The organism is Rhizobium sp. BK008, assembly GCF_014197345.1.
Lineage (GTDB): Bacteria > Pseudomonadota > Alphaproteobacteria > Rhizobiales > Rhizobiaceae > Rhizobium > Rhizobium anhuiense.
The window spans coordinates 85,774-112,283 of sequence record NZ_JACIFK010000005.1 but is presented as its reverse complement, the minus strand read 5'-3'; the positions used below and the strand labels follow the sequence as shown (position 1 = coordinate 112,283).

Annotated in this window: 20 protein-coding genes; 9 read left to right on the top strand and 11 right to left on the bottom strand. The window is 61.6% G+C overall.

Annotation, left to right across the window (positions count from 1 at the left end):
- The first annotated feature begins 30 nt into the window (after positions 1 to 30).
- Positions 31 to 639, top strand: coding sequence for a 3-isopropylmalate dehydratase small subunit (leuD, locus tag FHT69_RS20885; protein ID WP_047615835.1), 609 nt, complete (start codon positions 31 to 33; stop codon positions 637 to 639).
- 73 nt (positions 640 to 712) lie between these two features.
- Here the strand turns inward: leuD and FHT69_RS20880 are convergent, their stop codons facing one another.
- Complete coding sequence (locus FHT69_RS20880) at positions 713 to 1,645, bottom strand: pyridoxal-phosphate dependent enzyme (protein ID WP_183905907.1); 933 nt, start codon at positions 1,643 to 1,645, stop codon at positions 713 to 715.
- 172 nt (positions 1,646 to 1,817) lie between these two features.
- Here FHT69_RS20880 and leuB point away from each other — a divergent pair, with 172 nt between their 5' ends.
- Both leuB and lpxE read left to right on the top strand, forming a co-directional pair.
- Positions 1,818 to 2,930: a 3-isopropylmalate dehydrogenase gene (gene leuB, locus FHT69_RS20875; RefSeq protein ID WP_183905906.1), complete on the top strand. Its 1,113-nt coding sequence runs from the start codon at positions 1,818 to 1,820 to the stop codon at positions 2,928 to 2,930.
- 277 nt (positions 2,931 to 3,207) lie between these two features.
- Positions 3,208 to 3,960: a lipid A 1-phosphatase LpxE gene (gene lpxE, locus FHT69_RS20870; RefSeq protein WP_183905905.1), complete on the top strand. Its 753-nt coding sequence runs from the start codon at positions 3,208 to 3,210 to the stop codon at positions 3,958 to 3,960.
- A 43-nt stretch (positions 3,961 to 4,003) separates the two neighbouring features.
- Here the strand turns inward: lpxE and FHT69_RS20865 are convergent, their stop codons facing one another.
- The 5 genes from FHT69_RS20865 to FHT69_RS20845 all read right to left on the bottom strand — a co-directional run bounded on the left by FHT69_RS20865 (position 4,004) and on the right by FHT69_RS20845 (position 10,527).
- Positions 4,004 to 5,890, bottom strand: a complete 1,887-nt coding sequence (locus tag FHT69_RS20865; protein ID WP_132574450.1) for an MFS transporter — start codon at positions 5,888 to 5,890, stop codon at positions 4,004 to 4,006.
- A 198-nt stretch (positions 5,891 to 6,088) separates the two neighbouring features.
- On the bottom strand, positions 6,089 to 7,411 hold the full coding sequence (locus tag FHT69_RS20860) for an ABC transporter permease (RefSeq protein ID WP_183905904.1): 1,323 nt from the start codon (positions 7,409 to 7,411) through the stop codon (positions 6,089 to 6,091).
- The gene (locus FHT69_RS20855) at positions 7,408 to 8,100 is read right to left on the bottom strand and encodes an ABC transporter ATP-binding protein (RefSeq protein WP_183905903.1); all 693 of its coding nucleotides are present in this window, start codon (positions 8,098 to 8,100) and stop codon (positions 7,408 to 7,410) included. Before FHT69_RS20855 ends, FHT69_RS20860 begins: the two co-directional genes overlap by 4 nt.
- 6 nt (positions 8,101 to 8,106) lie before the next feature.
- The gene (locus FHT69_RS20850; protein WP_047616073.1) at positions 8,107 to 8,574 is read right to left on the bottom strand and encodes a hypothetical protein; all 468 of its coding nucleotides are present in this window, start codon (positions 8,572 to 8,574) and stop codon (positions 8,107 to 8,109) included.
- Positions 8,575 to 8,772: 198 nt separating this feature from the next.
- Complete coding sequence (locus FHT69_RS20845) at positions 8,773 to 10,527, bottom strand: alkaline phosphatase (RefSeq protein ID WP_063473869.1); 1,755 nt, start codon at positions 10,525 to 10,527, stop codon at positions 8,773 to 8,775.
- A gap of 86 nt (positions 10,528 to 10,613) precedes the next feature.
- Between FHT69_RS20845 and FHT69_RS34695 the strand changes: the two genes are divergently transcribed.
- From FHT69_RS34695 to FHT69_RS20830, 3 genes are all read left to right on the top strand, one after another.
- Positions 10,614 to 10,826, top strand: coding sequence for a hypothetical protein (locus FHT69_RS34695; protein ID WP_028759181.1), 213 nt, complete (start codon positions 10,614 to 10,616; stop codon positions 10,824 to 10,826).
- Positions 10,827 to 10,937: 111 nt separating this feature from the next.
- Entirely contained in the window at positions 10,938 to 11,972 is a 1,035-nt protein-coding gene (locus FHT69_RS20835; RefSeq protein WP_047615853.1) for an aspartate-semialdehyde dehydrogenase, read from the top strand.
- A 273-nt stretch (positions 11,973 to 12,245) separates the two neighbouring features.
- Positions 12,246 to 13,067, top strand: a complete 822-nt coding sequence (locus tag FHT69_RS20830) for a lytic transglycosylase domain-containing protein (protein WP_047616076.1) — start codon at positions 12,246 to 12,248, stop codon at positions 13,065 to 13,067.
- A gap of 117 nt (positions 13,068 to 13,184) precedes the next feature.
- On the opposite strand, the gene FHT69_RS20825 is transcribed toward FHT69_RS20830, so the two are convergent.
- The 3 genes from FHT69_RS20825 to pdxY all read right to left on the bottom strand — a co-directional run bounded on the left by FHT69_RS20825 (position 13,185) and on the right by pdxY (position 16,489).
- A complete protein-coding gene (locus tag FHT69_RS20825; protein WP_048338413.1) occupies positions 13,185 to 14,804 on the bottom strand; it encodes a GGDEF domain-containing protein in 1,620 nt (539 codons plus the stop codon).
- 96 nt (positions 14,805 to 14,900) lie between these two features.
- Positions 14,901 to 15,542, bottom strand: a complete 642-nt coding sequence (locus FHT69_RS20820) for a carbonic anhydrase (protein ID WP_047615856.1) — start codon at positions 15,540 to 15,542, stop codon at positions 14,901 to 14,903.
- A gap of 71 nt (positions 15,543 to 15,613) precedes the next feature.
- Entirely contained in the window at positions 15,614 to 16,489 is an 876-nt protein-coding gene (pdxY, locus tag FHT69_RS20815) for a pyridoxal kinase PdxY (protein ID WP_063473870.1), read from the bottom strand.
- An 18-nt stretch (positions 16,490 to 16,507) separates the two neighbouring features.
- On the opposite strand from pdxY, the gene FHT69_RS20810 reads away from it, so the two are divergent.
- Genes FHT69_RS20810 through FHT69_RS20800 form a run of 3 tightly spaced genes read left to right on the top strand, consistent with a single transcriptional unit; the run spans position 16,508 to position 22,954 of the window.
- Entirely contained in the window at positions 16,508 to 16,753 is a 246-nt protein-coding gene (locus tag FHT69_RS20810) for a hypothetical protein (RefSeq protein ID WP_176707331.1), read from the top strand.
- A gap of 12 nt (positions 16,754 to 16,765) precedes the next feature.
- The gene (locus tag FHT69_RS20805) at positions 16,766 to 21,541 is read left to right on the top strand and encodes an NAD-glutamate dehydrogenase (protein ID WP_097544597.1); all 4,776 of its coding nucleotides are present in this window, start codon (positions 16,766 to 16,768) and stop codon (positions 21,539 to 21,541) included.
- 24 nt (positions 21,542 to 21,565) lie between these two features.
- A complete protein-coding gene (locus tag FHT69_RS20800) occupies positions 21,566 to 22,954 on the top strand; it encodes an MFS transporter (RefSeq protein ID WP_183905902.1) in 1,389 nt (462 codons plus the stop codon).
- Between the two features lie 52 nt (positions 22,955 to 23,006).
- On the opposite strand, the gene purH is transcribed toward FHT69_RS20800, so the two are convergent.
- Together purH and FHT69_RS20790 are read right to left on the bottom strand one after the other, a co-directional pair.
- On the bottom strand, positions 23,007 to 24,623 hold the full coding sequence (gene purH, locus FHT69_RS20795) for a bifunctional phosphoribosylaminoimidazolecarboxamide formyltransferase/IMP cyclohydrolase (protein WP_183905901.1): 1,617 nt from the start codon (positions 24,621 to 24,623) through the stop codon (positions 23,007 to 23,009).
- Positions 24,624 to 24,730: 107 nt separating this feature from the next.
- On the bottom strand, positions 24,731 to 26,404 hold the full coding sequence (locus FHT69_RS20790; RefSeq protein ID WP_183905900.1) for a heparinase II/III family protein: 1,674 nt from the start codon (positions 26,402 to 26,404) through the stop codon (positions 24,731 to 24,733).
- Positions 26,405 to 26,510: the final 106 nt, after the last annotated feature.

Here is a 26,510-nt window from a genome sequence, read left to right as displayed (position 1 = left end):
AAGTAGATTTGCTGAAATGGAGCATGGATCATGGATAAATTCGTGAAGCTCACGGGCGTTGCAGCGCCGCTGCCGGTCGTCAACATCGACACCGACATGATCATTCCGAAGGATTATCTGAAGACGATCAAGCGCACCGGCCTCGGCACCGGCCTCTTCGCCGAAGCCCGCTACAATGAGGACGGCTCGGAAAACCCGGATTTCGTGCTCAACAAGCCGGCCTATCGCGATGCCAAGATCCTCGTTGCCGGCGACAATTTCGGCTGCGGCTCGTCGCGCGAGCACGCGCCCTGGGCGCTTCTCGATTTCGGCATCCGCTGCGTGATCTCGACCAGCTTCGCCGACATTTTCTACAACAACTGCTTCAAGAACGGCATCCTGCCGATCAAGGTCAGCCAGGACGATCTCGACAAGCTGATGGACGACGCCTCGCGCGGCTCCAACGCCATCCTGACCGTCGACCTCGAGAGCCTCGAGATCACCGGCCCCGATGGCGGTTCGATCAAGTTCGATCTCGACGAGTTCAAGCGCCACTGCCTGCTGAACGGCCTCGACGATATCGGCCTGACGCTCGAAAAGGGCAAGGCGATCGACAGTTTCGAAAAGAAGAACGCCGCTTCGCACCCTTGGGCGGCCTGAGCACAATCCAATAATTGCCGATCAAGCCGGGCTTTCGCCCGGCTTTTTCTTTACAGTACCGAATTGCCGCAGATCAGAGAAACTTCTCTTTCCAAGCTCTGAGCTTTTCGAGCGATACGCCGATGCCGCCGCAGACTTCGATCAGCGGATTGTCGAAGCGCTGAAGCAGCCCGGCATGCACATCGGCAACGGCAAGGGCGGCACCGCAAGCCGGCTCGACCAGAATGCGCTGCGCATCGGCGAATTTCAGGCAGGCGGCAACGGCATCGGCGTCGCTGACGACGATACTTTCGATCGGATGCTGCTTCGGCAGGTCGAAGACATGCTGCGCCACCTGCCGCGCCCCGAGCGAAGTGGCAATCGAGGTAATGGCGGGAAGGGTGATACGCTCATTCGCCTTGAGGCTGGCGTTCAGCGAGGCCGCCCCTTCCGTTTCGACGGCGATGACGGGCACATCGGATAGCCCGTTTCGCTGCAACCCCGCGACAATGCCGGCAAGCAGCCCGCCACCACCGACGCTGGTGACGACGCAATCGAATTTTGCACCCTTCGCCACCACTTCGTCGATCAGCGTGGCATGGCCATCCCACAGCAGCGGATGGTCGAAGGGGTGCACATAGGTCGCCTTACGGCTCCGGGCGAGTTCGACGGCATGGGCATTGGCTTCGTCGAAGACCGAACCATGGACGAGGACATTGGCGCCCGTCGCGGTAATCGTCTGCCGCACATCGGCCGTCGTCGTCTCCGGCACGACGATCGTGACCGGTATGCCGAGCGCCCGGCCGGCATAAGCCGCGGCAATCCCGGCATTGCCGCCGGAAGCACAGAAGATCTCGCGCGCCCCATTTTCCACCTCGTGCTGGCAAAGCCTGCCGACGCCGCGCAGCTTGAAGCTGCCGGAAGGCTGCAGCGCATCAAGCTTCAGCCAGAGCCGTTTGCCGCTGGCGCTATAACCGGATGCTGTCTGAACCAAGGGCGTGTCGAGATGGAGAGGTGCGAAAGGCATGGGCAACATCCAGGGAAAGAAAAGGGTAGGCCCGCCGTTTCTAATCCGTTTGCAGGCACGGGAGCAACCATCGCGGCGAAGAGCGAAGCGTACCGATTCACCTCTTCTCTCGCTTGAAATGCCCATTTCCGGGGTCTAAGAAGCCGCAACTTGTTTTTCCCAGGAGGGTTTCATGACAGCGCGCAATCTTTTCCTGCTGCCGGGTGACGGCATCGGTCCCGAGGCCATGGGTGAGGTCCGCAAGATCATCGCCTATATGAACGAGGCGATGAACGCCGGTTTCGTCATCGACGAGGGCCTTGTCGGCGGCTCTGCCTATGATGCGCATGGCGCGGCGATCTCGGAAGCCGACATGCAGAAGGCACTTGCCGCCGATGCCGTTCTCTTCGGCGCCGTCGGTGGCCCGAAATGGGATAGCGTGCCTTACGAAGTGCGTCCGGAAGCCGGCCTGCTGCGCCTGCGCAAGGATCTGCAGCTCTTCGCAAACCTGCGTCCCGCCATCTGCTATCCGGCCCTGGCGTCAGCCTCGTCGCTGAAGCCGGAACTGGTCGAAGGCCTTGATATTCTGATCATCCGCGAGCTGACGGGTGGCGTCTATTTCGGCGAGCCGAAGGAGATCATCGACCTCGGCAACGGCCAGAAGCGCGGCATCGACACACAGGTCTACGATACCTACGAGATCGAGCGCATCGCCGGCGTCGCCTTCGAAATGGCCCGCACCCGGCAAAACCGCGTCTGCTCCATGGAAAAGCGCAACGTCATGAAGTCGGGCGTGCTCTGGAACCAGGTGGTGACCGAGACGCACAAGGCGAAATATTCCGACGTCCAGCTCGAACACATGCTGGCCGATGCCGGCGGCATGCAGCTGGTGCGCCAGCCCAAGCAGTTCGACGTCATTGTCACCGACAACCTCTTTGGCGACATGCTCTCCGACGTCGCCGCCATGCTGACCGGTTCGCTCGGCATGCTGCCGTCGGCCTCGCTTGGCGCGCCTGACGGCAAGACCGGCAAGCGCAAGGCGCTCTACGAGCCGGTGCACGGCTCGGCTCCCGACATCGCCGGCAAGGGCATCGCCAATCCGATCGCCATGATCGCCTCCTTCGCCATGTGCCTGCGTTACTCCTTCAACCTGGTGAAGGAAGCCGACGACCTGGAAAAGGCGATCGCCAACGTGCTCGACAAGGGCATCCGCACCGGTGACATCATGGCCGATGGCGCAAGGCAGGTCGGCACCGTCGAGATGGGCGATGCGATCCTGGCCGAGTTCAAGACGTTTTCCGCCTGATATTTCACGTGAAACAGTTCCGGCCCTTCGCATGATGCATGCGGAGGGCTTTTTCTCTCAGGAGCGCGAGCCGCATCGGCTTGGTCGAATTATCCCAACCGGACTATTCTCGGCCACAATCTCGTGTATTTTTGCGCCGGATTTTAACCAGCGCATGACCTCGAAATCGGAAGCGATATTCGGCAAGCATTATGCGCCAATTCAAGTGATAAAACGTCCTTAGCGCGTCCTGTAGGATATGGCGGCGCTCCAGGACAAAATTCGAATGGACGACGGCATGCGGGCATTTTGGGCTTCCCTGGACAGGCGCTGGCGCCGGAGCAGCGCCGGCATGCCGCCTTTGCGCTGGCAGGCCTGCCTCTTCATCACGCTCAATGCCGTCATTCTCTCCATGCTGCTCTTCGATGCGCCGATCGGCGCCAGCGAAGTTCCTGCACCGGTGAAGCAACTCGGCCAGATGCTGACCGGTTTCGGCGATTCCGCCTGGCTGATCTACACCAGCATCCTGCTGTTCTTTCAGGGGCGGGCGGGTTACAAGCTTGTCAAGACGGCGCGCTCCAAGGCGCAGGCGCTCTATGTCAGCTGGATCGGCGCCTATCTCTTCATCACGGTCGTCTTCTCCGGGCTTCTCGCCAATCTGCTGAAACGAGCGATCGGCAGGGCACGTCCCGATCATTTCCACGATTATGGCATGTTTTCCTTCACGCCTTTTTCAGGCCATGCCGCTTTCGAAAGTTTTCCATCCGGCCATTCCACAACGGTCGGCGCTTTCTTCGCCGCATTCGCGCTGCTGTTTCCGCGCTACCGCGTCGCCTTTATCGCCTGCGCCATCTGGCTCGGCATGACGCGTGTCATGGTCGGCGCCCATTATCCGAGCGATGTCATCGCCGGCCTTGCCTTCGGCGCCTGGTTCTCGCTGCTGACGGCGATCGTCTTCGCCCGCTGTGGTCTGCTCTTCACACTGGCGCCGGATGGCTGGCCAATCGCCAAGTGCCTGTTCTCTGACACGAAAAAACCCGGCGCCATGTGAGCGCCGGGCCTTTTCTCAAGTGGAACGCGGCTCAGCCAACCGCTCAATCCATTGCGTGGATATCCCTGTTCTTCGTTTCCGGCAGGAAGATCAGGCCGATCACCAGCGTGATCGTCGCAAAGACGATCGGGTACCAGAGACCGTAGTATATATCGCCCGCGGCAGCGCTCATCGCGAAGGCCGTCGCCGGCAGCAGGCCGCCGAACCAGCCGTTACCGATGTGATAGGGTAGCGACATGCCGGTATAGCGGATGCGGGTCGGGAAGAGCTCGACCAGAAGTGCGGCGATCGGCCCGTAGACCATCGTCACATAGAGGACGAGGATGAACAGGATGGCGATCGTACCGATCCAGTTGACGCGGGCGGGATCGGCGGTCATGGCGAAAGTGCCGCCATTGGCGATGTTGTAGACCGCCATGTCGGTGACGCCATTGGCCTCATCCGCCGTCAGCAGCTTGGTCTCGACCAGCTTGGCGGCCGGCACGGTTTCCTTCGTACCGGCGCGCACGGCATCGGCATTGAGCGACAGTTCCGGATTGGCGGCGATGAAGGCATCGAGCTTGGCATCCGCCACCTTGGCGGCGCCGCGGTTCAGCGGATAGCCGGCATCGTGAAGCGCGATGTTGACGCCCTTTTCGAAGGCGGCGGTCATGCCCTTGGCCTTGTCGCCGGCAGCGACGACGTCAAAGCTCGGGATCGTCGCGTTGCCGACCTTCACCGTTGCCGGCTGTCCGGCTGGACCCGGCACGACATCATAAGGCACCGAATTTCTGGTCAGGAATGCCGTCGCCACGTCGCAGGAACTGGTGAACTTCGCCGTGCCGGTCGGGTTGAACTGGAACCGGCAATCCGCCGGATCAGCCGTGACCGTTGCCCGGATCGAAGCCTGCGCTTCGGCAAGCGCCGGATTGGCCGTCCAGGTCATCGCCTTGAACAGCGGATTATACGTCACCGCCGCGATGAGAAGGCCTGCCATGATGATCGGCTTGCGGCCGATCTTGTCGGAGAGGCCGCCGAAGATGACGAAGAATGGCGTGCCGAGGAGAAGTGCGATCGCGACCATGACATTGGCCGAGAACAGGTCCACCTTCAGCACGTTCTGCAGGAAGAACAGCGCATAGAATTGGCCGCCGTACCAGACGACCGCCTGGCCCATTGTGGCGCCGAGAAGCGCGATGATCGCGATCTTGGCATTTTTCCATGTCCCGAAGGCTTCGGTCAGCGGCGCCTTGGAGCCCTTGCCTTCCGCCTTCATGCGCTGGAACGCCGGCGATTCGTTCATCTTCAGGCGGATCCAGACGGAGATGCCGAGCAGGACGACCGACACCAGGAACGGAATGCGCCAGCCCCAGGCGGCGAACTCAGCCGCACCCATCAGATATTGAACCAGGACGATGACGATCAGCGACAGGAACAGGCCGAGCGTCGCCGTCGTCTGGATCCATGAGGTGAAATAGCCGCGGCGCCCGTTCGGCGCATGTTCGGCGACATAGGTTGCCGCACCGCCATATTCACCGCCAAGCGCCAAGCCCTGCAGCAGACGCAACGCGATCAGGATGATCGGGGCTGCGATGCCGATGGTGGCCGCGCCCGGCAGGATGCCGACGAGGAAGGTCGACAGACCCATGATCATGATCGTCATCAGGAAGGTATACTTGCGGCCGACGAGATCGCCGAGACGGCCGAACACCAGCGCGCCAAAGGGGCGCACCAGGAAGCCGGCAGCAAAGGCGAGCAGCGTGAAGATGTTGCGCGTGGCCTCGGGATACTGGGTGAAATAGGTCGCGCCGATATAGGTGGCGAGCGAACCGTAGAGATAGAAATCATACCATTCGAAAACGGTGCCGAGCGAAGAGGCGAAGATGACCTTCTTCTCCTCGCCGGTCATCGGACCGGCCTTCGCGCCGTCGATGCTTGCGACATTTGCCATTGTCTGTCCTCCACAGAGTGATGAGCAACGCGCGCGACCTACTCTCCTCAAAGCAGACCCCTGGCCGCGACACGCCTGACGGGAGTGTGCCAGAAACGGCAGATCAAAAAGAGAGATGCTTTGGGATTATGACTTTAGTCTAATGATGCCGGGCAGTGTCATGCAGATCCGGCCCTCCGCCGCCGGAGGTTGGATCCGTTACGCTCTCAGCGCCTGCGCCGGCGATTGGCGATAGGCAAGCACTGCCGGCAAAGCGGCGAGGACCGTGGCAAAGACAAGCAGAACCGCCGCAAGCCCGGCATCTTCACGGGCGAAGACGACCGGCATGGTGATCCCGCTCGTCTCGGAGAACATGTCGGACAAGAGGAGGGCCGCAGCATAACCGAGGGCGAATCCGAGCCCAATGCCGACTGCCACCAGGAAGAAGAATTCCAGCCAGACAATGCCGAAAATCGCCCCACGCGGCGCGCCGAAGGCCCTCAGCGCGCCGATCTGGCGGCGACGCTGGCCGATATGGATGACAGTGACCAGCACCAGCGAGGCCGCGACGAGAGCTTGCGCTCCGGAGGCGACCGCGACGAGGATCTGCTTGGCGTCGCCGAGCGTGGCGTAGAGATTGGTCAACACCTCGCCGGGAAAAACGGCGACGGTATTGCCGCTGCGATATTCCTGCCGCAGCTTGTAGGCATCGGCGATCGTCTTCGGCTTGACGAGAATGGCGGGAAGGCCGGGAGCGTCGGCAGTCCAGCTCTCGTCGAGTGCGGCATCCGGGTCAAGCTTGCCGTGATGCTCATGTCCATCGTGATGCTCGCCGGCTTCCTCATGCTCATGGCCATGTTCGGCCGTACCCGTGCCGGACGCCGCTTCATGCTCGTGCTCGTGCTCGCTCTCGGCCCCTTCCTCCGCATGTTCCTCCGCCGCCAGGCCATGGATATGCCAGACGGCCTGGATCGGAACGAGAATAGCCCGGTCCCAGGCGGTCCCGGTCGGCCGCAGGCGGCCGGCGATATGATAGACGAGTTCGATGTGGGTCTCGCCGCCCTCTTCCGGCAAACCGTGCATCGGCTTGATCTCGCCGCCGAGCGACAGTTTGACGGCGGAGCCGATCACCGCCTCGCCCTCGCGCGCAAAAATCTTGCCCTCGATCAAGCCGCCGGACAGGTTTTGCGCCAGCATGGTCGTCGTGCCGACGATCGGATAGCCGGAGAAGGAATCCCCGAAGCCGATCGGAGCGGCCCAGTCGACACGCGGATCCGCGGCAAGCTTGCCCAGCACCTCGCCCCGCATGAGCGGTAAAGGCGAGGGCTGCAGGAAGACGGAAGACAGCACCAGCTGCGTCTCGCTGCCGCCTGCGCCGATGACGAGATCGAACTTGTCGGCGGCGCGCGCGCTGCCGAGGCGAAGCGCCCGTTCCTGCAGCACGACGGAAACGCCAAGCGCGGTCGCAAGCGCCACCAAAAGCACCACCACCAGCGACCCCGCCCAGAGGCGACGAAGATCGGAAAGGATGAAGCGGATCATGCAGCCTCTCCCGCCGTTGCCGTGGAATCTTCGCTGATCCGGCCGGAGCCCAAGGTGATGCAACGGTCGAGGCGGCTGGCCAGGCGCTGATCGTGTGAAACGACGATCAGCGTACTGCCTTCGGCAATGGCAAGATCGAGAATGAGATCGCCGACAGCCTCGCCGCTTTCGGCATCGAGGCTTGCGGTCGGTTCGTCGGCGATGATGACGCCGGGCTTGCGCAGCAGCGCCCGGCCGATCGCCACCCGCTGCATCTCGCCGCGCGACATGGTTTCGATCTTCTGGCCGGGGCGGGAAAGACCAACCGTGCTCAAAAGCGCATGCGCCCGCTCGATGATATCTGCCGTGGCGGCGCCGGCAAACCGCGCCGGCAGAAGCACGTTTTCCAGCGCCGAAAGGCCGGGAAAGAGATGAAACTCCTGCATCACCAGGCCGATATTGGCGGCACGGAACCGGTCGCGCCGGCTTTCTGAAAAACCCGCGATATCCTCGCCGTTCCAGCGGATGCGGCCTTGCCGTGTCCGCTCCAGCCCGGCAACGATATTGACGAAGGTGCTCTTGCCGGAGCCGGACGCCCCTGTAATGGCGACCCTGCTGCCGGCAGCGATCGACAGGTGGCCGATCGCCAGCGCCGGCGAGGACAGGCCAGGGAAGACAACGGAAAGGTTTTCGATATTGAGAGCGAGCATATCGGTTCAGACGGCGGAATATTCGGCCTGGCGGATGCGCAGCAGGCTGACGAAGCCGGTGTCCGGATCCGTCCACGAACCATGTTCCAGCATGCCGCGCACTTCGATGGTCTGGCGCGGCTGCACGAAGGTTTGTTTCTCCAAGAGATAGACGACGACGATATTGTCCGGCCAGTCCGTATCCGAGGAGCAGAAGGGGCAGAGCGACATCGGCACTTCGGTGAGCACGAAGAACTGGGCTTCGGCTTTCAAGGGCGGCGCCATGAAACCTTTCATGCTGACATCTTTGCCGGCAAGGCGCTTCACCTTGTCGGAGAATTCGAGGCCGAGCACGCCGAACTTGCCGTAGAGCTCAGCGAAGCTGATTGAGGAATCCGCAGCAAAACTCGGGCGAACCACAGCCGCGAAAGCCAGCGTACCGATGGCGCCGATCAGGCCGCGGCGGCTGAGATGCCGCGAACGGAGCTTTTCCATGGCGATCTCCAAGAATGAAGTCCCGGCCGTTAGCATCGGCCCGAAAATCGGAACGATTTTCGGAAAGCACGATGCTAGCTTCAAAGTGTTACAGCGTCCTTTTGCGCGTCTGAAAGACGCGCGGCGCTGTAATCGGCCGGGACCATGATCGATGAAAGAGGCAAGGCCGGCAAGCGACCTTGCTGAACGGGCTTCAGATCAATTCGTCTGCTTGGCGCCGAGCGCGAAGGTGTCGGCGAGCACGCGATAGACGTCGCTCTGTTCCATGTAGCCATGGAAACCTTCAGCGCCCGGACCGGCCGACTGCAGGACGACGTCGTCAGCGGCGTGCACGCCGGAGTCGCCGCTCTTCGGAATATTGCCCTGGACGAAGACGGCGCCCGGAACATCCTTATACTGCTCGTTGGCGACATATTCCTTCTTTTCGTTCTGGACAGCCGGAACGAACGGACCGTCGAGCTTCGGACGGAAGGTCTCGTAGTGATCGGGGCCGTTATTGGCACTCAGGAACAGCCGGCGGCTGACGTCGATCCTGTCGGGATAGCCGTCGCCGTTTTCATCCTTGTAGTTCGGGAAGCCGGCCTCGGCATAGATCCCGACCTTTTCGCGCATTTCCGTGCCGGGCTTGTCATCATCGACGGTGCCGATGATCGATACACCATGCGCATGGTCGCCGGTGACGACGATCAGAGTGTCCGGATGGGCCTTCTGGAATTCGCGGGCAACGCCGATGGCCTGGTCGAATTCGATGGTTTCCACGACGGCGCGGTCCCAATCGAGCGGATGGGACATCTTGTCGATCGAGGAACCTTCGACCATCAGGAAGAAACCATCAGGATTCTTGGAGAGGCGGTCGAGCGCAACCTTGGTCATGGCGACGAGACCCGGCTGGTTCGGGAACTTGTCGACGGTGCCCTTCTTCAGGAACTCGCGATCGAGCGTCACGTCCATATTGCCGGTGTGGAAGAGACCGAGCAGATTGCCTTCCGCCGATGCATTGGCTGCGAGCTCGTTCTTGTCGGTCGCAAGCTTGTAGCCGGCATCCTGAAACAGCTTGATGTAGTCCTGGTTGTCCTTACGCTTGGAACCGGCGACCTCCTTGCCGAGGAAATAGGCCGAGCCGCCACCAAGCAGGATTTCGGGCTTGACGTCGAGCAGCATGCCGACCACATCGGCCTTGTCGTTGCGGTTGCGGGTATGGGCAACGACCGCAGCCGGCGTAGCGTCCTCGACCTCGGCCGTTGCAACGATGCCGATCGACTTCTTGGTCAGGCGGCGGACGGCTTCTGCGAAGGTTTCGACACGCGGGTCATCGAGTGAGGCCGGCGTACGGTCCGCGTAGACGCCGATCGCGTTGACTGCCGTCTTGTGGCCCGTCATGTAGGCCGACATTGTATTGGCCGAGTCCGTATCGACGGCGTTGGTCGCCGACGTGCCGATAAAGGCCATGCGCTCGAGATCGTCCATGTTCAAGCGGCCATTCGCCTTCCCTTCAGTCATGCCCTTGGACATGATGCGGGCAGCGGTGCGATGCGCAACGGAAAGCCCGTCGCCCAGCAGGAAGATGATGTTCTTGGCCTTCGGCTGGGCTACGGTTTCGTAAACGTTCCAGGTGACGGACTTCGTCTCGTCTCCGGCAGCAACTTCGACCTTGTAGTCGCCCGGCGCGGAAATCTTCAGGCCGCGCAGCAGGAGAGCAGAGCCGAGAGCCTTGTCATCCTTGCCTTTTTCCAACTCGACGAACTGCGCTTCGCCCCCGAGCACGGTCTTGTAATCCTGGCCGTTGACGGTGATCTTCACGTCTTCGGGCTTGACCTGCTTGTTGAGCTCGATCTTGAAATCGAATGGCGAACCGACGAGGATCGTCGCGCGATCGAGCGGATAGACCGTTGTCGCCTGAGCGGCGCCCGCAAGGATGGTGGTGGCCGCAAAGGCGGCAAGAAGCGTACGCATGGAAAACCCCCGTTTTCGTGCAGACATTGATAACCGGGCCGGGATACCTCCCAAGGATGACAGCGGCATGACAAAACGTCGCAGCGCTGCGGCCGCCGCCTTTGCCTGCCGGCTCGGAGTGCAAAAACCTTGACTCCTGTGGAAAACCTTCTAAGAGCAACAGCGGAAAAGGAATCTCCATGGTTCGCGACGAACACGCCATTGCCGAATGCAATGACCGGGCACGAGTTGCCGGGGTGGACATTGCCGTTCCGGTTTCCGCCAAAACCAAGGCCAAAACGACGACGAAAACCGTCTGACGTCTCTGGCCTGCCGCTCTCTCCCCGGCTCGGCTGGGGACAGGAAGACGCGATCCGTCGCGCCTTTCCCCTCACCGAACAAGAGGAGAGAAGAGAAAGAGAGCTTGAGAAATGGGTTTCAAAGTAGCAGTTGCGGGAGCGACCGGAAATGTCGGCCGGGAGATGCTCAACATCCTCTCCGAGCGCGGCTTCCCCGCCGATGAGGTCGTGGCACTCGCCTCCTCGCGTTCGCAGGGCACCGAGGTTTCCTACGGTGACCGGACGCTGAAGGTCTCCAATCTGGAGAATTACGATTTCTCCGATACCGACATCTGCCTGATGTCGGCCGGCGGCGAGGTCTCCAAGAAGTTCTCGCCGAAGATCGGCCAGCAGGGCTGCATCGTCATCGACAATTCGTCGGCTTGGCGTTACGACGCCGACGTGCCGCTGATCGTGCCGGAAGTGAACCCGGATGCCATCAGCCAGTTCACCAAGCGCAACATCATCGCCAATCCGAATTGCTCGACCGCCCAGCTGGTGGTGGCGCTGAAGCCGCTGCATGACTTCGCCAAGATCAAGCGCGTCGTCATCTCGACCTATCAGTCGGTCTCCGGCGCCGGCAAGGACGGCATGGACGAACTCTTCAACCAGACGCGCGCCGTCTTCGTCGCCGATCCGATCGAGAACAAGAAGTTCACCAAGCGCATCGCCTTCAACGTCATTCCGCACATCGACGTCTTCATGGAGGACGGCTACACCAAGGAAGAGTGGAAGGTGCTGGCCGAGACGAAGAAGATGCTCGATCCGAAGATCAAGGTGACCTGCACGGCAGTGCGCGTGCCGGTTTTCATCGGCCATTCGGAATCGGTCAATATCGAATTCGAAAACGAGATCACGGCCGACCAGGCTCGCGACATCCTGCGCGATGCACCGGGCTGCCTCGTTATCGACAAGCGCGAGAACGGCGGCTACATCACGCCATATGAATCCGCCGGCGAAGATGCGACCTACATCTCACGCATCCGTGAGGATGCGACGGTCGAAAATGGCCTCAACATCTGGGTGGTCTCCGACAATCTGCGCAAGGGCGCAGCGTTGAACGCCATCCAGATCGCCGAGCTGCTCGTCAATCGCGGTCTTGTCAAGCCGCGCAAGCAGGCCGCCTGATACCATTTGTAAACCATAATAGGGTAAAGCCCTGCCGATGAAGGCGGGGCTTTTTGCCGGGCCGTAAGCGCCTCTATTCATAAGCGCTTACTAAAAGGTGATCGTGACAAGATCGCTTTCGGCTGGCATTCTGCCCGGCGTCAAGCCAGGGCGTGCCGCCCGAAACCGTTGAGTGGTTTTGGGAAAACGGCATGCACAGACCGAAGATTTAGGGCGCGTCGCATGGTTCCGATCGGCCGCGGCGCGCTTCAGCAGACTGGAGCGGGGTTTCTCATGCGCATGACAACATTCCTTCTGGCAGCGTTTACGGCAGCCGGCGTTCTTCACGCGCTGCCGGCAGCGGCCCAGGGCGCCCAATGTGGCAACAATAGTAGCGGTTTCAATGCATGGGTCGCCGACTTCAAGCAGGAAGCAGCGGCAAACGGCGTCAACCGCTCGGTCCTCGACCGCGCCTTCGCCAACGTCAATTACAACAAACCGACGATTGCCGCCGACCGTGGCCAGAAGAGCTTCAAACTGTCCTTCGACGCTTTCATGCAGAAGCGCGGCGGTGCCGCCATCATCTCCCGCGGCCGCAGCATGAAGACTGCCAACCAGGCGCTTTTTGCTTCGATCGAGCGCCGTTTCGGCGTTCCGGCTGGCCCACTGATCGCAATCTGGGGCATGGAAACCGGTTTTGGCAGCTATATGGGCAACCAGCATACGCTGTCGGCTGTTTCGACCCTTGCCTATGACTGCCGCCGTTCGGAATATTTCACCGACCAGCTCTATGCCGCGCTCCAGCTCGTTTCCGAAGGTTATCTGAGCCCGCAGGCCAAGGGTGCTGCCCATGGTGAAATCGGCCAGACGCAGTTCCTGCCGCGCAATGTCGTGCGCTTCGGTGCCGATGGCGACGGCGACGGCCGCGTCGACATGGTCGGTTCCCGGGCCGATGCGCTGGCCTCGACGGCGAATTTCCTCAAGGGTCACGGTTGGCGCCCCGGCGCCGGCTATCAGCCCGGAGAGCCGAATTTCGTTGCCATCCAGGGCTGGAACGCCGCCACCGTCTACCAGCAGGCGATCGCCTATATCGGCCAGCAGATCGACGGCAGATAATGCATGTCGCCCGGAAGCGTGCAGCGGTTCCGGGACAACGACATGCATAAAACAAAAGGACTTTAAGTCTTTATCGACACCGATAGCCGGAAACGCCGCTGCGATATGCGGCGTTTTTCATTTGCGGGAATCAAAACCGCCGCCGGACGCCGTCTTGCGTCGCTCCTCCGGGGCCGAAGCCTGCACGATCGGTCCCGAAACCACGCAGTTGCGGCCGGAGGCCTTGGCGGCGTAGAGCGCCAGGTCGGCGCGTTTGACCAGATCCTCGAAGTTCCTGTTGGAGACTTCATTTGCCCGGCCGGCGCATCCGAAACTCGCCGTTACCTTGAGAATTTCGCCGCTCGGCAAGGGGATTTCTGCCGCCTCGATCGCCAGCCGCACACGCTCGGCAACGATTACGGCATCGTCGGGCGTCGAATCCGGCAGAAGCGCCAGGAACTCCTCGCCGCCATGGCGCACCAGCAGATCGAAGGAACGGAAATTCTCGCGCGCAACGCCCGCGACCTGCCGGAGCACGGCATCGCCGGCGTCATGGCCGTGAACATCGTTGGTCCTCTTGAAATGATCGAGGTCGAAGAGCACGACGGAGATCCAGCGCGACCCGTGCTCGGCTTGTGTGAGAAGCGCCGATGCGGCGACCTCGAAGCCGCGCCTGTTGTACAGGCCGGTCAGAAGGTCTGTCTGGGCGGCATTGCGCAACTCGCCCACCAGCGTCTCGCGATCCCGCGTCAGACGGTCGATCAGGCGCAGGCCCCTTGCCGCCAGCACCATCACCAACGTGGCGAGAATGAGCAGGCCGGCGCACAGCGCCAGAATCCGCGTCAGATGTATGTGCGCGCGTCTCGAAAGGCTCTCGCCGGTCTCGTGAATATCTTTTGCGGCCTCGACCATCTTCTGCTGCAGGAAGGTCATGCGTTCGCTCTGCGCGGCGGCCCAGACATCGCGCACGGCCCGCGTCGGCCGCGATCCGGCAAGGATGGCGTCGGTGATCGCATTCGCCTTCACCTGACTGCTGCGGCCGAGATAGGCGACGATCTCGCGCACGATCGGCGCCGCGGAATGAAAGACCATGTGGTCCATGCCCTCACCGAGCATGGTCTTGCCCTGTACGAACTGCTCCACCGGAAATCTGGCGGAAACGCCGCGATCGAGATAGCGGGTGCCGACGCCGGTAATCAGCCTTTCGCCGTAATACGTCAGCAGGATGCCCATCAGCTGGTTGGATTTCTCAAGCAGCATCGGATCGCTGATCAGTGGTGAAAGCGCATCGACGACGGCAAGCTGCTTGAGAGCCGCATACCAGTAGATGGAACCGGGATCGCTGCCGGCATAACGGCCCTGGTCGACGGCGCTGCGCGCGGCAATGATGCGGCTGTATGCAAGGCTGAGAACCGACAATTCGCCGACGAGGCCGTCGTCGAGCGTATCGCGGGAGGGCAGGCTGGCATAGAAAGCGCGGCGCTCGCGATCGAGCGTCACCCGGCTTCGTTGCATTTCGGCGGCAGTCGTGCTGCCGGGGTATGCGAGGTAGAGGCGGGTGGCGGCAATTTCACTCAGGATCTCCGTGGCGGCGATGGATCCGCCGCGGGCAAGCACATCGGCGAACTGCCGGTCCTTTTCGAGATCCCTGTATTGTTTGATTGAAGAGCGTATGACGACGACGCCTTCAATCAGCATGAAGACGAAGGGCAGCAGAATGGCGGCCAGGATAACCCGTTTGATGGTTTCGAACTTCATCGCCAATCGCCACGGTGATCAAAACGTCGGTCGTGAGCGACCAATTGACGGTGAGCTTAACAACAATCCTTAAAAAACTGATAAACCGGCGCGTCCTTAGATTTCGGGACGAATGAAGTCGCGTGTCTCGGCGTCCATGACCCAGAGTTCACCGGTCGAAATGTCGAACCAGGCGCCGTGGAGATGAAGTTTCCCCGCTTCCTCGAGCGCCTTGATGTCGGGAAAGCTTCTGAGATTGCTGATCGAATTGCGAATGGAGACGCGCTCCAGCGCCGTCTGCCGTTCGGCGGCCGTCATCACGTCGTTGCTCTGGATCTGCTCGGCGGCGGGTTTGACCAGCGACATCCAGCGACCGATGAAGTCACCCGGCGACAATGGCTCGGCGTTCGGATCGAGCGCAGCCCGAATGCCGCCGCAACGGCCATGGCCCATGACGACGATATCCGTGACCTTCAACACCTGCACGGCAAATTCGAGAGCGGCCGACGTCGAATGGAAATGGCCATCCGGCTCGTAGGGCGGCACCATGTTGGCGACGTTGCGGATGACGAAGAGCTCGCCCGGGCCGGCATCGAAGATCAGCTCCGGCGCCGCCCGCGAATCCGAACAGGCAACGACCAGCGTATGCGGACTCTGGCCATTTTCGGCCAGCTGCCGATACCTGTCGCGGGCGTCGGCATAACGCCCGTTCATAAAGTTGCGATAGCCGTCCAGAAGAGGTGTTGGAAAACGCTGCATGCTTCTGGATTAGCGCGCGCGGAAGACAAGATCAACTGCTGCACCGCAAAATGAGCGCATTGGCAGATGCGTCATTTTTTCCGCCGCTGCACCGGGTGCACGAGTCGGCGCATCTGCACCATGGCCATCGGCGTCGAAAGACTGGACGCATCGCTCGCCAGCATCAGTTCGTTGCTGCCGCGCTTGACGGCACGCGCGAGGACCTCGAAGACGCTGGCGGTGGCAAGCTGCAGCGCCTTCTCGTCCTCGAGCCCGGAAAGCAGGCGCGACAGGAAGACGGCGGCAAGCAGGTCGCCCAGACCATTCGGCGGATTGTCGACGACGCGGTGCTCGGCAAGAAGCGCGTGACGGCCGGAAAGATAGAGATTGCCGGTGCCGCCCGCCATCATCGGCACGGCCGAAGTGACAAGCATGCGCGATGGTCCGAGCGCCAGCGCCGCCTCCATGATCGCGCCATTGTCTTCGAGCGCTGCCCCTGAAAGCCATGCAAGCTCATAGCGGTTCGGCGTCGCCAGCGAGGCGAGCGGAATAAGGTGGTCGCGAATGGCCTCCGCGGTTGCTTCCGGTACATAAAGGCCGCCGAGATCGCCCATGACGGGATCGCAGACATAGACGAGCTCGGGATTGTTTTGCCGGAGCGCATCGACCAGCCGGGCGACGGAGCGGACCTGAGCGGCGTTGCCGAAATAGCCGGAAAGCACCGCCTTGACTTCGCCGATCCAGGGCGCGCGGATGAGATCGTCGATCGCCGCGTCGAAATCCGTTTCCGCAAAAGTCAGCCTCGTCGAGCGGCCATGGCCGGGATGCCAGGGCAGCACGACGGTCGGCAGGGCCCAGACCGGGTGGCCAAGCGTCTCCAGCGCAAAGACGGCTGCCCGGTTTCCGACCGAGCCACGCACCACATGGCTGGAGATGACGATGACTGCACCCGCTGCATTTTCCGACATGATATCCAGATCCGAATGATGACCGCGTTTGATGATCTTTTTGACGCCACGCTGTCAACCATTGTTCATGCGGGCGTGGAATTGTGCGGCGGAACGAAAATCCTGAAGACGGAACTTTCTCTTTCATTTCGCCACGAAAGCGGAAAATTTCTTGGATTTTCTCGTTTCGAGCGCCAAAAAAGCGCCAAAACAATCCTTCGAACCTCTCTTTTAGAGATTTTTTCGAAGAATCTTCTGCTAGCTTGCAGAAAATCAGACCATTGAGGGAGGCGATCCATGGCTGCCAGAAACAATCCGAAACGGGAAAAGCAGATCGAAAGCGCGCGCAAGATCGCCAAGGCGACGGGCGAGGCGCATCTCGATCCGGAAATTCTCTTCGGCCGGGCAAGCAATGATGATCTCGAACTCTATACGCCTGAAATGCTGGCACTCTCTGCCGTACACTCGGCAAAGGAACTCGCCGCCTGGAGCGGCAAGGCGCCGCGCGTCAGCATCGACACCATTGCCGACGTGACGCCGGATGGCATCGCCGTCTCGGTGCTTTCAGTCACCGACCGGAACATGCCTTTTCTGTTTGAATCGGTCATGGGTGAAGTGACAAGCAGCTATCGCGACCTGTTCATGGCCGTGCATCCCATCCTGGTCATGGAAAAGGGCAAGGCGCCTGCGCTCTATTCCGCCGATCACCCGAGCGACCCGACCAATCGCGTCAGCCATATCCAGCTTCATATTGCGCCGCTCAATTCCACCCAGACCGCCGATCTCGTCAAACGCATCGAAACCGTGCTCGAACAGGTGCGCCTGTCGGTGTCCGACTGGAAGCCGATGCTTTCCAAGGTCGACGGCGTGATCGCCGAGCTTTCGGCCAATGGCACCGGCCGCAAGAAGGCCGATCGCGACGAAGCCGTCGCCTTCCTGACCTGGCTGCGCGACGAGAATTTCACTTTCCTCGGCATGCGTGAATATGTCTATTCCGGCAAGGGGAGCGATGCCAGGGTCGAACGCGACAAGGGCGCAGGCCTCGGCATCCTCTCCAACCCCGATGTTCTCGTGTTGCGCACCGGCAAGGACGCAGTGACGACCACGCCTGAGATTCTTGCCTTCCTCGACGGCCCCGACTTCCTGATCGTCACCAAGGCGAATGTGAAATCGATCGTCCATCGCCGGGCCTATATGGATTATGTCGGCGTCAAGCGCTTCGACGCGCAAGGCAAGGTCACCGGCGAACTGCGTATCGTCGGCCTTTTCACCTCGACGGCCTATACGTCGCTGGCCTCGGAAATCCCGCTGCTGCGTTCGAAGGTCGAGAAGGTGAAGGAGCATTTCGGCTTCGACCCGATGAGCCATTCCGGCCGGATGCTCGACAATACGCTGGAATCCTATCCGCGCGACGATCTCTTCCAGATCGACACGACGCTGCTTGCAAGTTTTGCCGAACAAATCAACGACCTGGCCGATCGGCCGCGCGTGCGCGTCCTGCCGCGCATCGACCATTTCGATCGCTTCGTCTCGGTGATCGTCTACGTCCCGCGCGAGGAATATGACTCGATCGTTCGTGAGCGGATCGGCACCTATCTGAAGACCGTCTATGACGGCCGTGTCTCCGCCTATTACCCGGCTTTCCCGGAAGGCGGCGTGGCGCGCGTACATTTCATCATCGGCCGCTCCGGCGGCAAGACGCCACGCATTCCGCAGGCAAAGCTCGAGCAGATGATCCGTGAGATCACCGCCCGCTGGGACGACCGTTTCGAGGCACTGGCCGGAGCCAAGGCGCCGAAGATATCGGTCGACCAGGCCTTCCAGGATTCCTTCACCCCGGAGGAAACCGTGGCCGACCTTGCCGATATCGGCGCCTGCGCCGCAGGCGAGCCGCTTCGCATCCAGTTCTACCATCGTCAGGAAGAGCAGGGCCGCACCCTTTCCTTGAAGATCTTCCACGCCGGCGGCCAGCTGGCGCTGTCGCGCCGCGTGCCGCTTCTCGAGAACCTCGGCTTCAATGTCGTCAGCGAACGTACCTTCGACATCGGAGTGCCGGCCGCCGATGCAGAAACGAAACTCGTCGTGCTGCACGACATGGAGCTCGAAACCCGCAATGGCGGCGAAATCGATCTGGCGCGTTACGGCGCCGCCCTCGAGGAAGCCTTCGTAGCCGCCTTCGCCGGCACGATCGACAATGACAGCTTCAACCGGCTGATCATTTCGGCCGGGCTTTCGGCGCGCGAGACCAACGTGCTGCGCGCCTATGCGCGTTATCTCCGCCAGGCCGGCATCGCCTATTCGCAGGACTATATCGCAACGACGCTCGACAAATATCCTGTCGTCGCCGCCGCCATCTTTCGTCTCTTCCATGACACGCTCGACACCCGGCTGTCGGAGAAGGTCCGCGTGAAGAAACTTGCCGAGCTGCACCAGGCGATCGAGGCAGAGCTCGCCGACGTGCCGAGCCTTGACGACGACCGTATCCTGCGCCGCTACGTCAATATCGTCGATGCGACGTTGCGCACCAATTATTTCCAGAAGAACCCTGACGGCTCGCCGAAACCGATGCTGGCCTTCAAGCTCGATCCGCACCTGGTCGACGGGCTGCCGGAACCGAAACCCTTCCGCGAGATGTTCGTCTACGGCGTCGAAGTCGAAGGTGTGCACCTGCGCTTCGGCAAGGTGGCGCGCGGCGGCCTGCGCTGGTCGGATCGCGCCGAGGATTACCGCACCGAAGTGCTCGGCCTCGTCAAGGCGCAGCAGGTGAAGAACGCGGTCATCGTGCCGGTCGGCGCCAAGGGCGGCTTCTATCCGAAAAAGCTCCCGGTCGGCGGCACCCGCGACGAGATCTTCAATACCGGCCGCGAGGCTTACAAGACCTATATCCGCACGCTGCTTTCGATCACCGACAACATATCGGGCGCCGATATCGTGCCGCCGAAGGATACGGTCAGGCTCGACGGTGACGACCCCTATTTCGTCGTCGCCGCCGACAAGGGCACCGCGACCTTCTCCGACACCGCCAATGCACTGGCGCAGGAAGCCGGCTTCTGGCTGGACGACGCCTTCGCCTCCGGCGGCTCGGCCGGTTATGACCACAAGAAGATGGGCATCACCGCCCGCGGCGCCTGGGAAACCGTAAAACGCCATTTCCGCGAAATGGACATCGATATCCAGACGACACCCTTTACCGTCGCCGGCGTCGGCGACATGTCGGGCGACGTCTTCGGCAACGGCATGCTGCTGTCTCCAAAGATCCGGCTTATTGCCGCCTTCGATCATCGCGACATCATCATCGATCCCGATCCCGACATGGAAAAGGCGCTGGCCGAACGTCAGCGGCTCTTCGACCTGCCGCGTTCGAGTTGGCAGGATTTCGACAAGAGCAAGCTCTCGAAGGGGGCAATGATCATTTCTCGCTCGGCGAAATCGGTCACGCTGACGCCGGAAGCGGTTGCTGCAATCGGCATCGACAAGGCCGTGGCCACGCCCTTCGAAATCATCACGGCGATCCTGAAGAGTGAGGTCGACCTGCTCTGGTTCGGCGGCATCGGCACCTATGTGAAAGCGCCTTCCGAAACCGACACCGAAGTCGGCGACCGCGCCAACGACCCAATCCGCATCACCGCGGTTGAGGTGCGCGCCAAGGTGATCGGCGAGGGCGCAAACCTCGGCGTTACCCAGAAGGGCCGCATCGCCTATGGTCTGAAGGGTGGACGCTGCAATTCCGACGCCATCGACAACTCGGCCGGCGTCAACACCTCGGACGTTGAGGTCAACATCAAGATCGCGCTGGCCGCCGCCATGCATGACGGACGCCTGACGCGGGCAAAACGCGACCAGCTTCTTTCCTCGATGACCGGCGAAGTGGCGGCCCTGGTGCTGCGCAACAATTACCTGCAGTCGCTGGCGATCTCGCTGACAGAACGCAAGGGCACGGCAAATGGCCTGGAACTTGCGCGCTTCATGACGGTTCTCGAAGGCGCCAAGCAGCTGAATCGCAAGGTCGAGACGCTGCCGGATGACCAGACCCTCGCCGAACGCTATGCTGCCGGCAAGCCGCTGACGCGGCCGGAAATCGGCGTGCTGCTGTCTTATGCCAAGATCGTGCTCTTCGATGCGCTGGCCGCAAGCGATCTGCCGGATGATCCCTATTTCACCGCGACGCTTTCGAATTATTTCCCCGTCAAGATGCAGAAGACGAATGCCGGCGATATCGCCAGCCATCGCCTGAAGCGCGAAATCGTCGCGACGGTGCTTGCCAATGAAGCGATCAACCGCGGCGGGCCGAGCTTCACCGTCGCCATGATGGACGCGACGGCGGCCTCGGCGCCGGAAGTGGTGCGCGCCGCGATCGTTGCCCGCGACGGGTTCGACCTGACCCGGCTCTGGTCCGAAACGGACGCTCTCGACGGCAAGATATCAGGTGAGATGCAGAACCGCATCTACGAGGAAATCAGCCATAGCTTTATCGTGTTGACGCGCCTGCTCTTGAAGACCGGCATGACCAAGGCCGATATGGCGGAGGTGATTAGCCGGCTGCAGGCGGCCCTGAAGAAGCTGAGGCCTGCCTTCGCCGAACAGGCGGCCGGCGATACCGCCGCCCGCCAGGCAGAGTACGGCCACGCAGGCGTGCCCGAAAAACTCGCGGCCGAGATTGCCAACCTCCAAAGCTTCGCGCTGGTGCCGGAGATCATGCAGATTGCCGAACGCACCGGCGAGCCCCTGGTGCGCGCCGCTGAAAACTACTTCGCGGTGTCGCAGACCTTCCGTATCGCTAGGCTGCTGGCGGCCGGCGGACGGATCCTCACCTCCGACCATTACGAGAATCTGGCGCTTGCCCGCAGCATCGACCAGATCGCCAGCGCCAGACGCGACATCGTCATCTCGGCTCTTTCCGATCACGGCAAGGAAAAGCTTCCGGTTCAGGCCTGGCATGCGCAGGATCGCATCCGCATCAACCGTATCCTCGAAGAGCTTTCGAGCCTCAGCGACGGCGGCGATCCCAACCTTGCGCGTATTACCGTTGCCGCAGGTATCCTGACCGATCTTGCGCGCGACCGGGCGAGGTGAGACAGTCCGCGAAAAAAGGAGCGGATGTTGAATCGCATTGACTGGACAGGAACGCAACCGCCGAAGGCCACGGAGAAGGGCATATGGGGGTGGATGTTCTTCGATTGGGCAGCGCAGCCCTTCTTTACCGTGGTCACAACCTTTATCTTCGGGCCCTATTTCGTTTCCCGCCTGACCGATGACCCGGTTTCCGCGCAGACGACGTGGAGCAACATGGCGACGATCTCCTCGGTGATCATCGCCCTGCTCTCACCCGTTCTCGGCTCGATCGCCGACCAGTCCGGCGCACGCAAACCCTGGATCGGCTTCTTCGCCGTCATCAAGATCGCCAGCCTTTCCTGCCTGTGGTTTGCCGCCCCGGGTTCACCAATCCTCTATCCCGTCATTTTCATGATCCTCGCCTCGATCTCGGCGGAGTTTTCGATCGTCTTCAACGATTCGATGATGCCGCGCCTGGTCGCCAGGCACGAGGTCGGAAAACTCTCCAACACCGCCTGGGGGCTCGGTTATCTCGGCGGCATGATCGTGCTCATTGCCGTCGTGACGCTTTTGGCGGCAAGCCCCGAGAGCGGCAAGACCATCCTCGGCCTCGATCCGTTATTCGGTCTCGATCCCAAGACCGGCCAGGATGCACGCATCACCGGGCCGATCTCGGCCGTCTGGTACCTGATCTTCATCCTGCCGATGTTCTTGTTCACACCCGATGTCGGCAAGGGTCTTCCCTTCGGCACCGCCGTCCGCTCCGGCTTGCGGGAGCTCAGAAACACGCTAGCCGAACTTAAGGAGCGCCGCGGCATCCTGACATTCCTCGTTGCCCGGATGATCTATCAGGACGGCGTCAACGGCCTGCTGATCCTCGGTGGAATCTTTGCGGCCGGCATGTTCGGCTGGGCGACAATCGAGATCGGCATCTACGGCATCATCCTGAATGTCGTCGCGATCTTCGGCTGCCTGATCGCCGGCCGCATCGACAAGGGCGTCGGTTCGAAGGTGACCGTCGTCATCAGCCTGACCATGCTGCTTCTCGCCACCATCGGCATCATCTCGACAGGACCGGGTTACACGCTGTTCGGACTGATGCCGCTGCCGATGGCCGATTCCGGTGGCCTCTTCGGGACCGCGGCGGAAAAGGCTTATATCCTCTATGGTCTGCTGATCGGGCTCGCCTTCGGGCCGGTGCAGGCCTCGTCGCGCTCCTATCTCGCCCGCAGCGTCAGCCCCGAGGAGGCCGGCCGCTATTTCGGCATTTATGCGCTTTCGGGGCGCGCCACGAGTTTCATGGCGACGCTGCTCTTCTCGCTGGTGACCTATATCAGCGGATCACCGCGGCTCGGAATGGCAACGCTGATCCTGTTTCTCGCCGGCGGACTGGTGCTCTTGATCCGCACGCCCTATCCGGCCGATCGGGCATAGGAACGGGCCCGATCAAGCCGGAGATGAGCGCGTGGCCGCGCCCGATCCTTATTCAATGGCGGAAATGGCGCATGCCGGTGAACACCATCGCGATGCCGTGTTCGTTGGCGGCATCGATGACTTCCTGGTCGCGCATCGAGCCGCCCGGCTGGATAACCGCGGTCGCCCCTGCGGCGATCATCGACAGAAGACCGTCAGCAAAAGGCAGGAAGGCTTCGGAGGCGACTGCCGAACCATGGGTCATCGGCACGGCAAGGCCGAGCGCCTTGGCGGCCTCCTCGGCCTTCAAAGCGGCGATGCGGGCCGAATCGACGCGGCTCATCTGGCCGGCGCCGATACCGGCTGTCTGGCCGTCCTTGGCATAGACCACGGCATTCGATTTCACATGTTTGCCGACCTTGAAGGCAAACTTCATGTCATCAAGTTCCCGTGCCGTCGGCGCGCGCCTGGTGACGACCTTGAGTTCCAGATCTTCGACCATGCCGTTGTCCCGGCTCTGGACCAGCAGGCCGCCGGAAACGGTCTTTGCCGTCAGGCCTGCGGCACGCGGATCGGGCAGGCCTCCGGCCGACAGCAGCCGCAGATTCGGTTTGCGGGCGACGATCGCCTTCGCCTCCTCCGTCACATCCGGCGCGATGATCACTTCGGTGAAGAGCTTGACGATCTCTTCGGCCGTTTCGGCGTCCAGCGTCCGGTTGAGGGCAATGATGCCGCCGAAGGCGGAAACGGAATCGCAGGCGAGCGCCCGCTGATAGGCTTCGACCAGGCTCGATCCGGTGGCAACACCGCAGGGATTGGCATGCTTGATGATGGCGCAGGCCGGCGCTGTCTCAGGCAGGAACTCGGCGACGAGCTCGTAGGCGGCATCCGTATCGTTGATGTTGTTGTAGGAGAGCTGCTTGCCCTGGAGAAGGGTGGCCGTAGAAACACCCGGGCGCTTCTCGCCGGTGACATAGAAGGCCGCCTTCTGATGCGGGTTTTCGCCGTAGCGCATCTCTTCCTTCAGCGCACCGCCGATGACCCGGTGGTGCGGCGTGTCGATCGACAGCGCCTCGGCGAACCAGTTGGAAATCATCGCATCATAGGCGGCGGTGCGGGCATAGGCCTTGGCGGCCATGCGCTGGCGGAAGGCATAGCCAGTCTTGCCGTCATCTGCGGAAAGCTGCTCCGTGAGTTCGGCATAATCGGCCGGATCGGTCAGAATCGTCACATAGGCATGGTTCTTGGCCGATGCGCGGATCATCGCCGGACCGCCGATATCGATATTCTCGACAGTCGTCGGATAGTCGCCGCCGGCGGCGCGCACCTCCTCGAAGGGGTAGAGATTGATGACGGCGAGGTCGATGCTCTCGATACCGTGCGTTTTCATCGCCTCCTGGTGTTCGCTGTCGTCGCGGATCGCCAGCAGACCGCCATGCACCGTCGGATGCAGCGTCTTGACGCGCCCGTCCATGATCTCCGGAAACCCGGTGACTTCGGAGACATCGGTGACGGCGAGACCGGCAGCAGTGATCGCTTTATAGGTGCCACCGGTCGAAAGCAGGCGGACGCCCCTGGCAGACAGGGCGTGGGCGAGCTCGACGATCCCGGTCTTGTCGAAGACGGAAATGAGTGCGGTCTTGATTTCGACCTTGTCGGGGGCGGGGATCTTCTTGGAAATGACGGCCATGAAACCTTCTCCGTTCGGGCTTCGGGAGATATCCGCGAGGGATGCTCGCATGCTGGCGTCGCGTTAGCACAGCTTTGCCGCCGCGCAAACAGGCGTCGGCACATGATCTAGCCCTTGCGGGACAGGAACCAGCGGATTTCCGTCTTCGCGGCAAGATCGAAATCGATCTCGATCTGGTCCGAACCGCAGATGCCGGAGCTGTCGGCGAAGAAAATGTCCTCGGTGATCAGCACTTCATTGCCGGGTGCCGAAAACAGCCAGCTTTCACCGTCCGGCGCCGTCAACAGCACGGACTCGCCGTCACTCTGATGCAGGACGATCGCGGGATGGATATGAAAACGGGCGACAGCATTCAGGGGCTCGTCACTCTCATATCCTTCGCGGACGACGAGCCGGTCGCGGCCTGTCACGATCGAGCCCGCGGCATTGAGGGTCAGTTCACGCTCGTGCAGCACCCCGAACACCCTGAGATAACCGTCATGGCTGAGCTTGATGCCGTCGCGTCCATCCTCCGTTTCGGCGCGCTCGACGGTGACTGTCTTGACCGGTTCGATGATCGCGTGATTGAGGAAGGGCGAGGGCGAAAAACGGCTGGACGAGGTGTCGTTGAGGATGACGGTCGAATGCGCCGCCGTCGTTCGCGCCATCTGGACATAGCGGTGCCCGGCAAATTTCGGCGAACCGGAATTGACGATGAAGCGATGGCGGCCGGACGACATCTCGAAGGAGAGGCTGCCGGCATGCGCGGTCCGCAGCCCGCCTGCCGAAGGCGGCGTGCCGGTATCGGCAATGATCACGGTCTTCCCGCCGGAAAGCCGCTGATAGCGCGAATGCGGCAAAGCTTTGAACGGCTGACCGGCGGTCTCGTCATATCGCAGCACCGACATCAGCTCGTTTGCGAGCGTCGAGGTCGCTCCGTTGAAGAGCGCCAGGTCGCCGTCCTGATGGCGAAAGAACCGCAATGCCGGATACATGCGGTCGATGCCGGAGATCAGCTTCTGCGGCAGGTCATGACCGAGATTGACATAGGTCTGCCTGAGCGGCAGCAGATCAAGCAGCAATTCCAGCCCGACACGTGGATTGCGCGAGATATGGCCGCCATCCGACAGAATCTGGCTATCGAACTCGCGGTCGAGCGCCTGCGCCGCCCTTCTGAGCGTGGAGGCGCGCGCCGGCATGGCAACGGAGGCCATGGCGAGCGCAATACGCAGCCGAAACAGCTCCAGGCCGCCGAGGGTGAACGGCGCCATGCGGTGCAGGAACCTCACCTGGAACGCCAGCGACTTCATGAAGCGGCGATAGAAGCCGCGATCGGCGTTCTGCAGCACCACCGGTGAATGCGACAGCCAGGCAATGACGCGCTGGGCGGTGACGTCGGTCTCCCAGGCGACCCCCTCCATCCGGCCGGCATGGATGGAAAGCCAGCTGTCGACGATCGCGCGGGCGGCAGCCGAGCTGCGCTCCGTCTTGTTCGCCCGCATATGACGCAACCAGCCGAAGCTATGAAGACGGATCGCGAAGGGGCGCGAGGGCAGGGTGAAGGTGAAGGGCGACTTTCCGTTGGTTTCCAGCATCCGCCCGGCCAGGAGAAAACGTCCGTTGAGGATCTCGTCGGCCACATGCGGATCGATGCTGCGCAGATCGGTCGGCGCGACGATCAGACGCTCGGGCACCTTGATCGAATGGCGAAAGAGCTTCAGGCGCAGCAACGCGACGCGGCGCAAGGCGCGCCGCCAAGCCTCCCGAACATACATGCTCGCAAAACGCCGACCAAACTGCATATTCTATTGTCTATTGACCCTCGTGGTTAAGAATAGGTGAAAAGCGGCCGATTTCATCGTCCGCAATGAATTAATTCGTGATAAGGTTCGAATATACGCAATTAAC

Bases quoted from the DNA above. Each gene is read 5' to 3' on its own strand.
- leuD (WP_047615835.1), top strand. From the start codon at position 31: ATGGATAAATTCGTGAAGCTCACGGGCGTTGCAGCGCCGCTGCCGGTC.
- FHT69_RS20825 (WP_048338413.1), bottom strand. From the start codon at position 14,804: ATGAAGTTCGAAACCATCAAACGGGTTATCCTGGCCGCCATTCTGCTG.
- FHT69_RS20865 (WP_132574450.1), bottom strand. From the start codon at position 5,890: ATGGCAAATGTCGCAAGCATCGACGGCGCGAAGGCCGGTCCGATGACC.
- leuB (WP_183905906.1), top strand. From the start codon at position 1,818: ATGACAGCGCGCAATCTTTTCCTGCTGCCGGGTGACGGCATCGGTCCC.
- FHT69_RS20855 (WP_183905903.1), bottom strand. From the start codon at position 8,100: ATGCTCGCTCTCAATATCGAAAACCTTTCCGTTGTCTTCCCTGGCCTG.
- FHT69_RS20845 (WP_063473869.1), bottom strand. From the start codon at position 10,527: ATGCGTACGCTTCTTGCCGCCTTTGCGGCCACCACCATCCTTGCGGGC.
- FHT69_RS20880 (WP_183905907.1), bottom strand. From the start codon at position 1,645: ATGCCTTTCGCACCTCTCCATCTCGACACGCCCTTGGTTCAGACAGCA.
- FHT69_RS20850 (WP_047616073.1), bottom strand. From the start codon at position 8,574: ATGGAAAAGCTCCGTTCGCGGCATCTCAGCCGCCGCGGCCTGATCGGC.
- FHT69_RS20820 (WP_047615856.1), bottom strand. From the start codon at position 15,542: ATGCAGCGTTTTCCAACACCTCTTCTGGACGGCTATCGCAACTTTATG.
- FHT69_RS20790 (WP_183905900.1), bottom strand. From the start codon at position 26,404: ATGCAGTTTGGTCGGCGTTTTGCGAGCATGTATGTTCGGGAGGCTTGG.
- purH (WP_183905901.1), bottom strand. From the start codon at position 24,623: ATGGCCGTCATTTCCAAGAAGATCCCCGCCCCCGACAAGGTCGAAATC.
- lpxE (WP_183905905.1), top strand. From the start codon at position 3,208: ATGCGGGCATTTTGGGCTTCCCTGGACAGGCGCTGGCGCCGGAGCAGC.
- FHT69_RS20800 (WP_183905902.1), top strand. From the start codon at position 21,566: ATGTTGAATCGCATTGACTGGACAGGAACGCAACCGCCGAAGGCCACG.
- FHT69_RS20805 (WP_097544597.1), top strand. From the start codon at position 16,766: ATGGCTGCCAGAAACAATCCGAAACGGGAAAAGCAGATCGAAAGCGCG.
- pdxY (WP_063473870.1), bottom strand. From the start codon at position 16,489: ATGTCGGAAAATGCAGCGGGTGCAGTCATCGTCATCTCCAGCCATGTG.
- FHT69_RS20830 (WP_047616076.1), top strand. From the start codon at position 12,246: ATGCGCATGACAACATTCCTTCTGGCAGCGTTTACGGCAGCCGGCGTT.
- FHT69_RS20835 (WP_047615853.1), top strand. From the start codon at position 10,938: ATGGGTTTCAAAGTAGCAGTTGCGGGAGCGACCGGAAATGTCGGCCGG.
- FHT69_RS20810 (WP_176707331.1), top strand. From the start codon at position 16,508: ATGACCGCGTTTGATGATCTTTTTGACGCCACGCTGTCAACCATTGTT.
- FHT69_RS20860 (WP_183905904.1), bottom strand. From the start codon at position 7,411: ATGATCCGCTTCATCCTTTCCGATCTTCGTCGCCTCTGGGCGGGGTCG.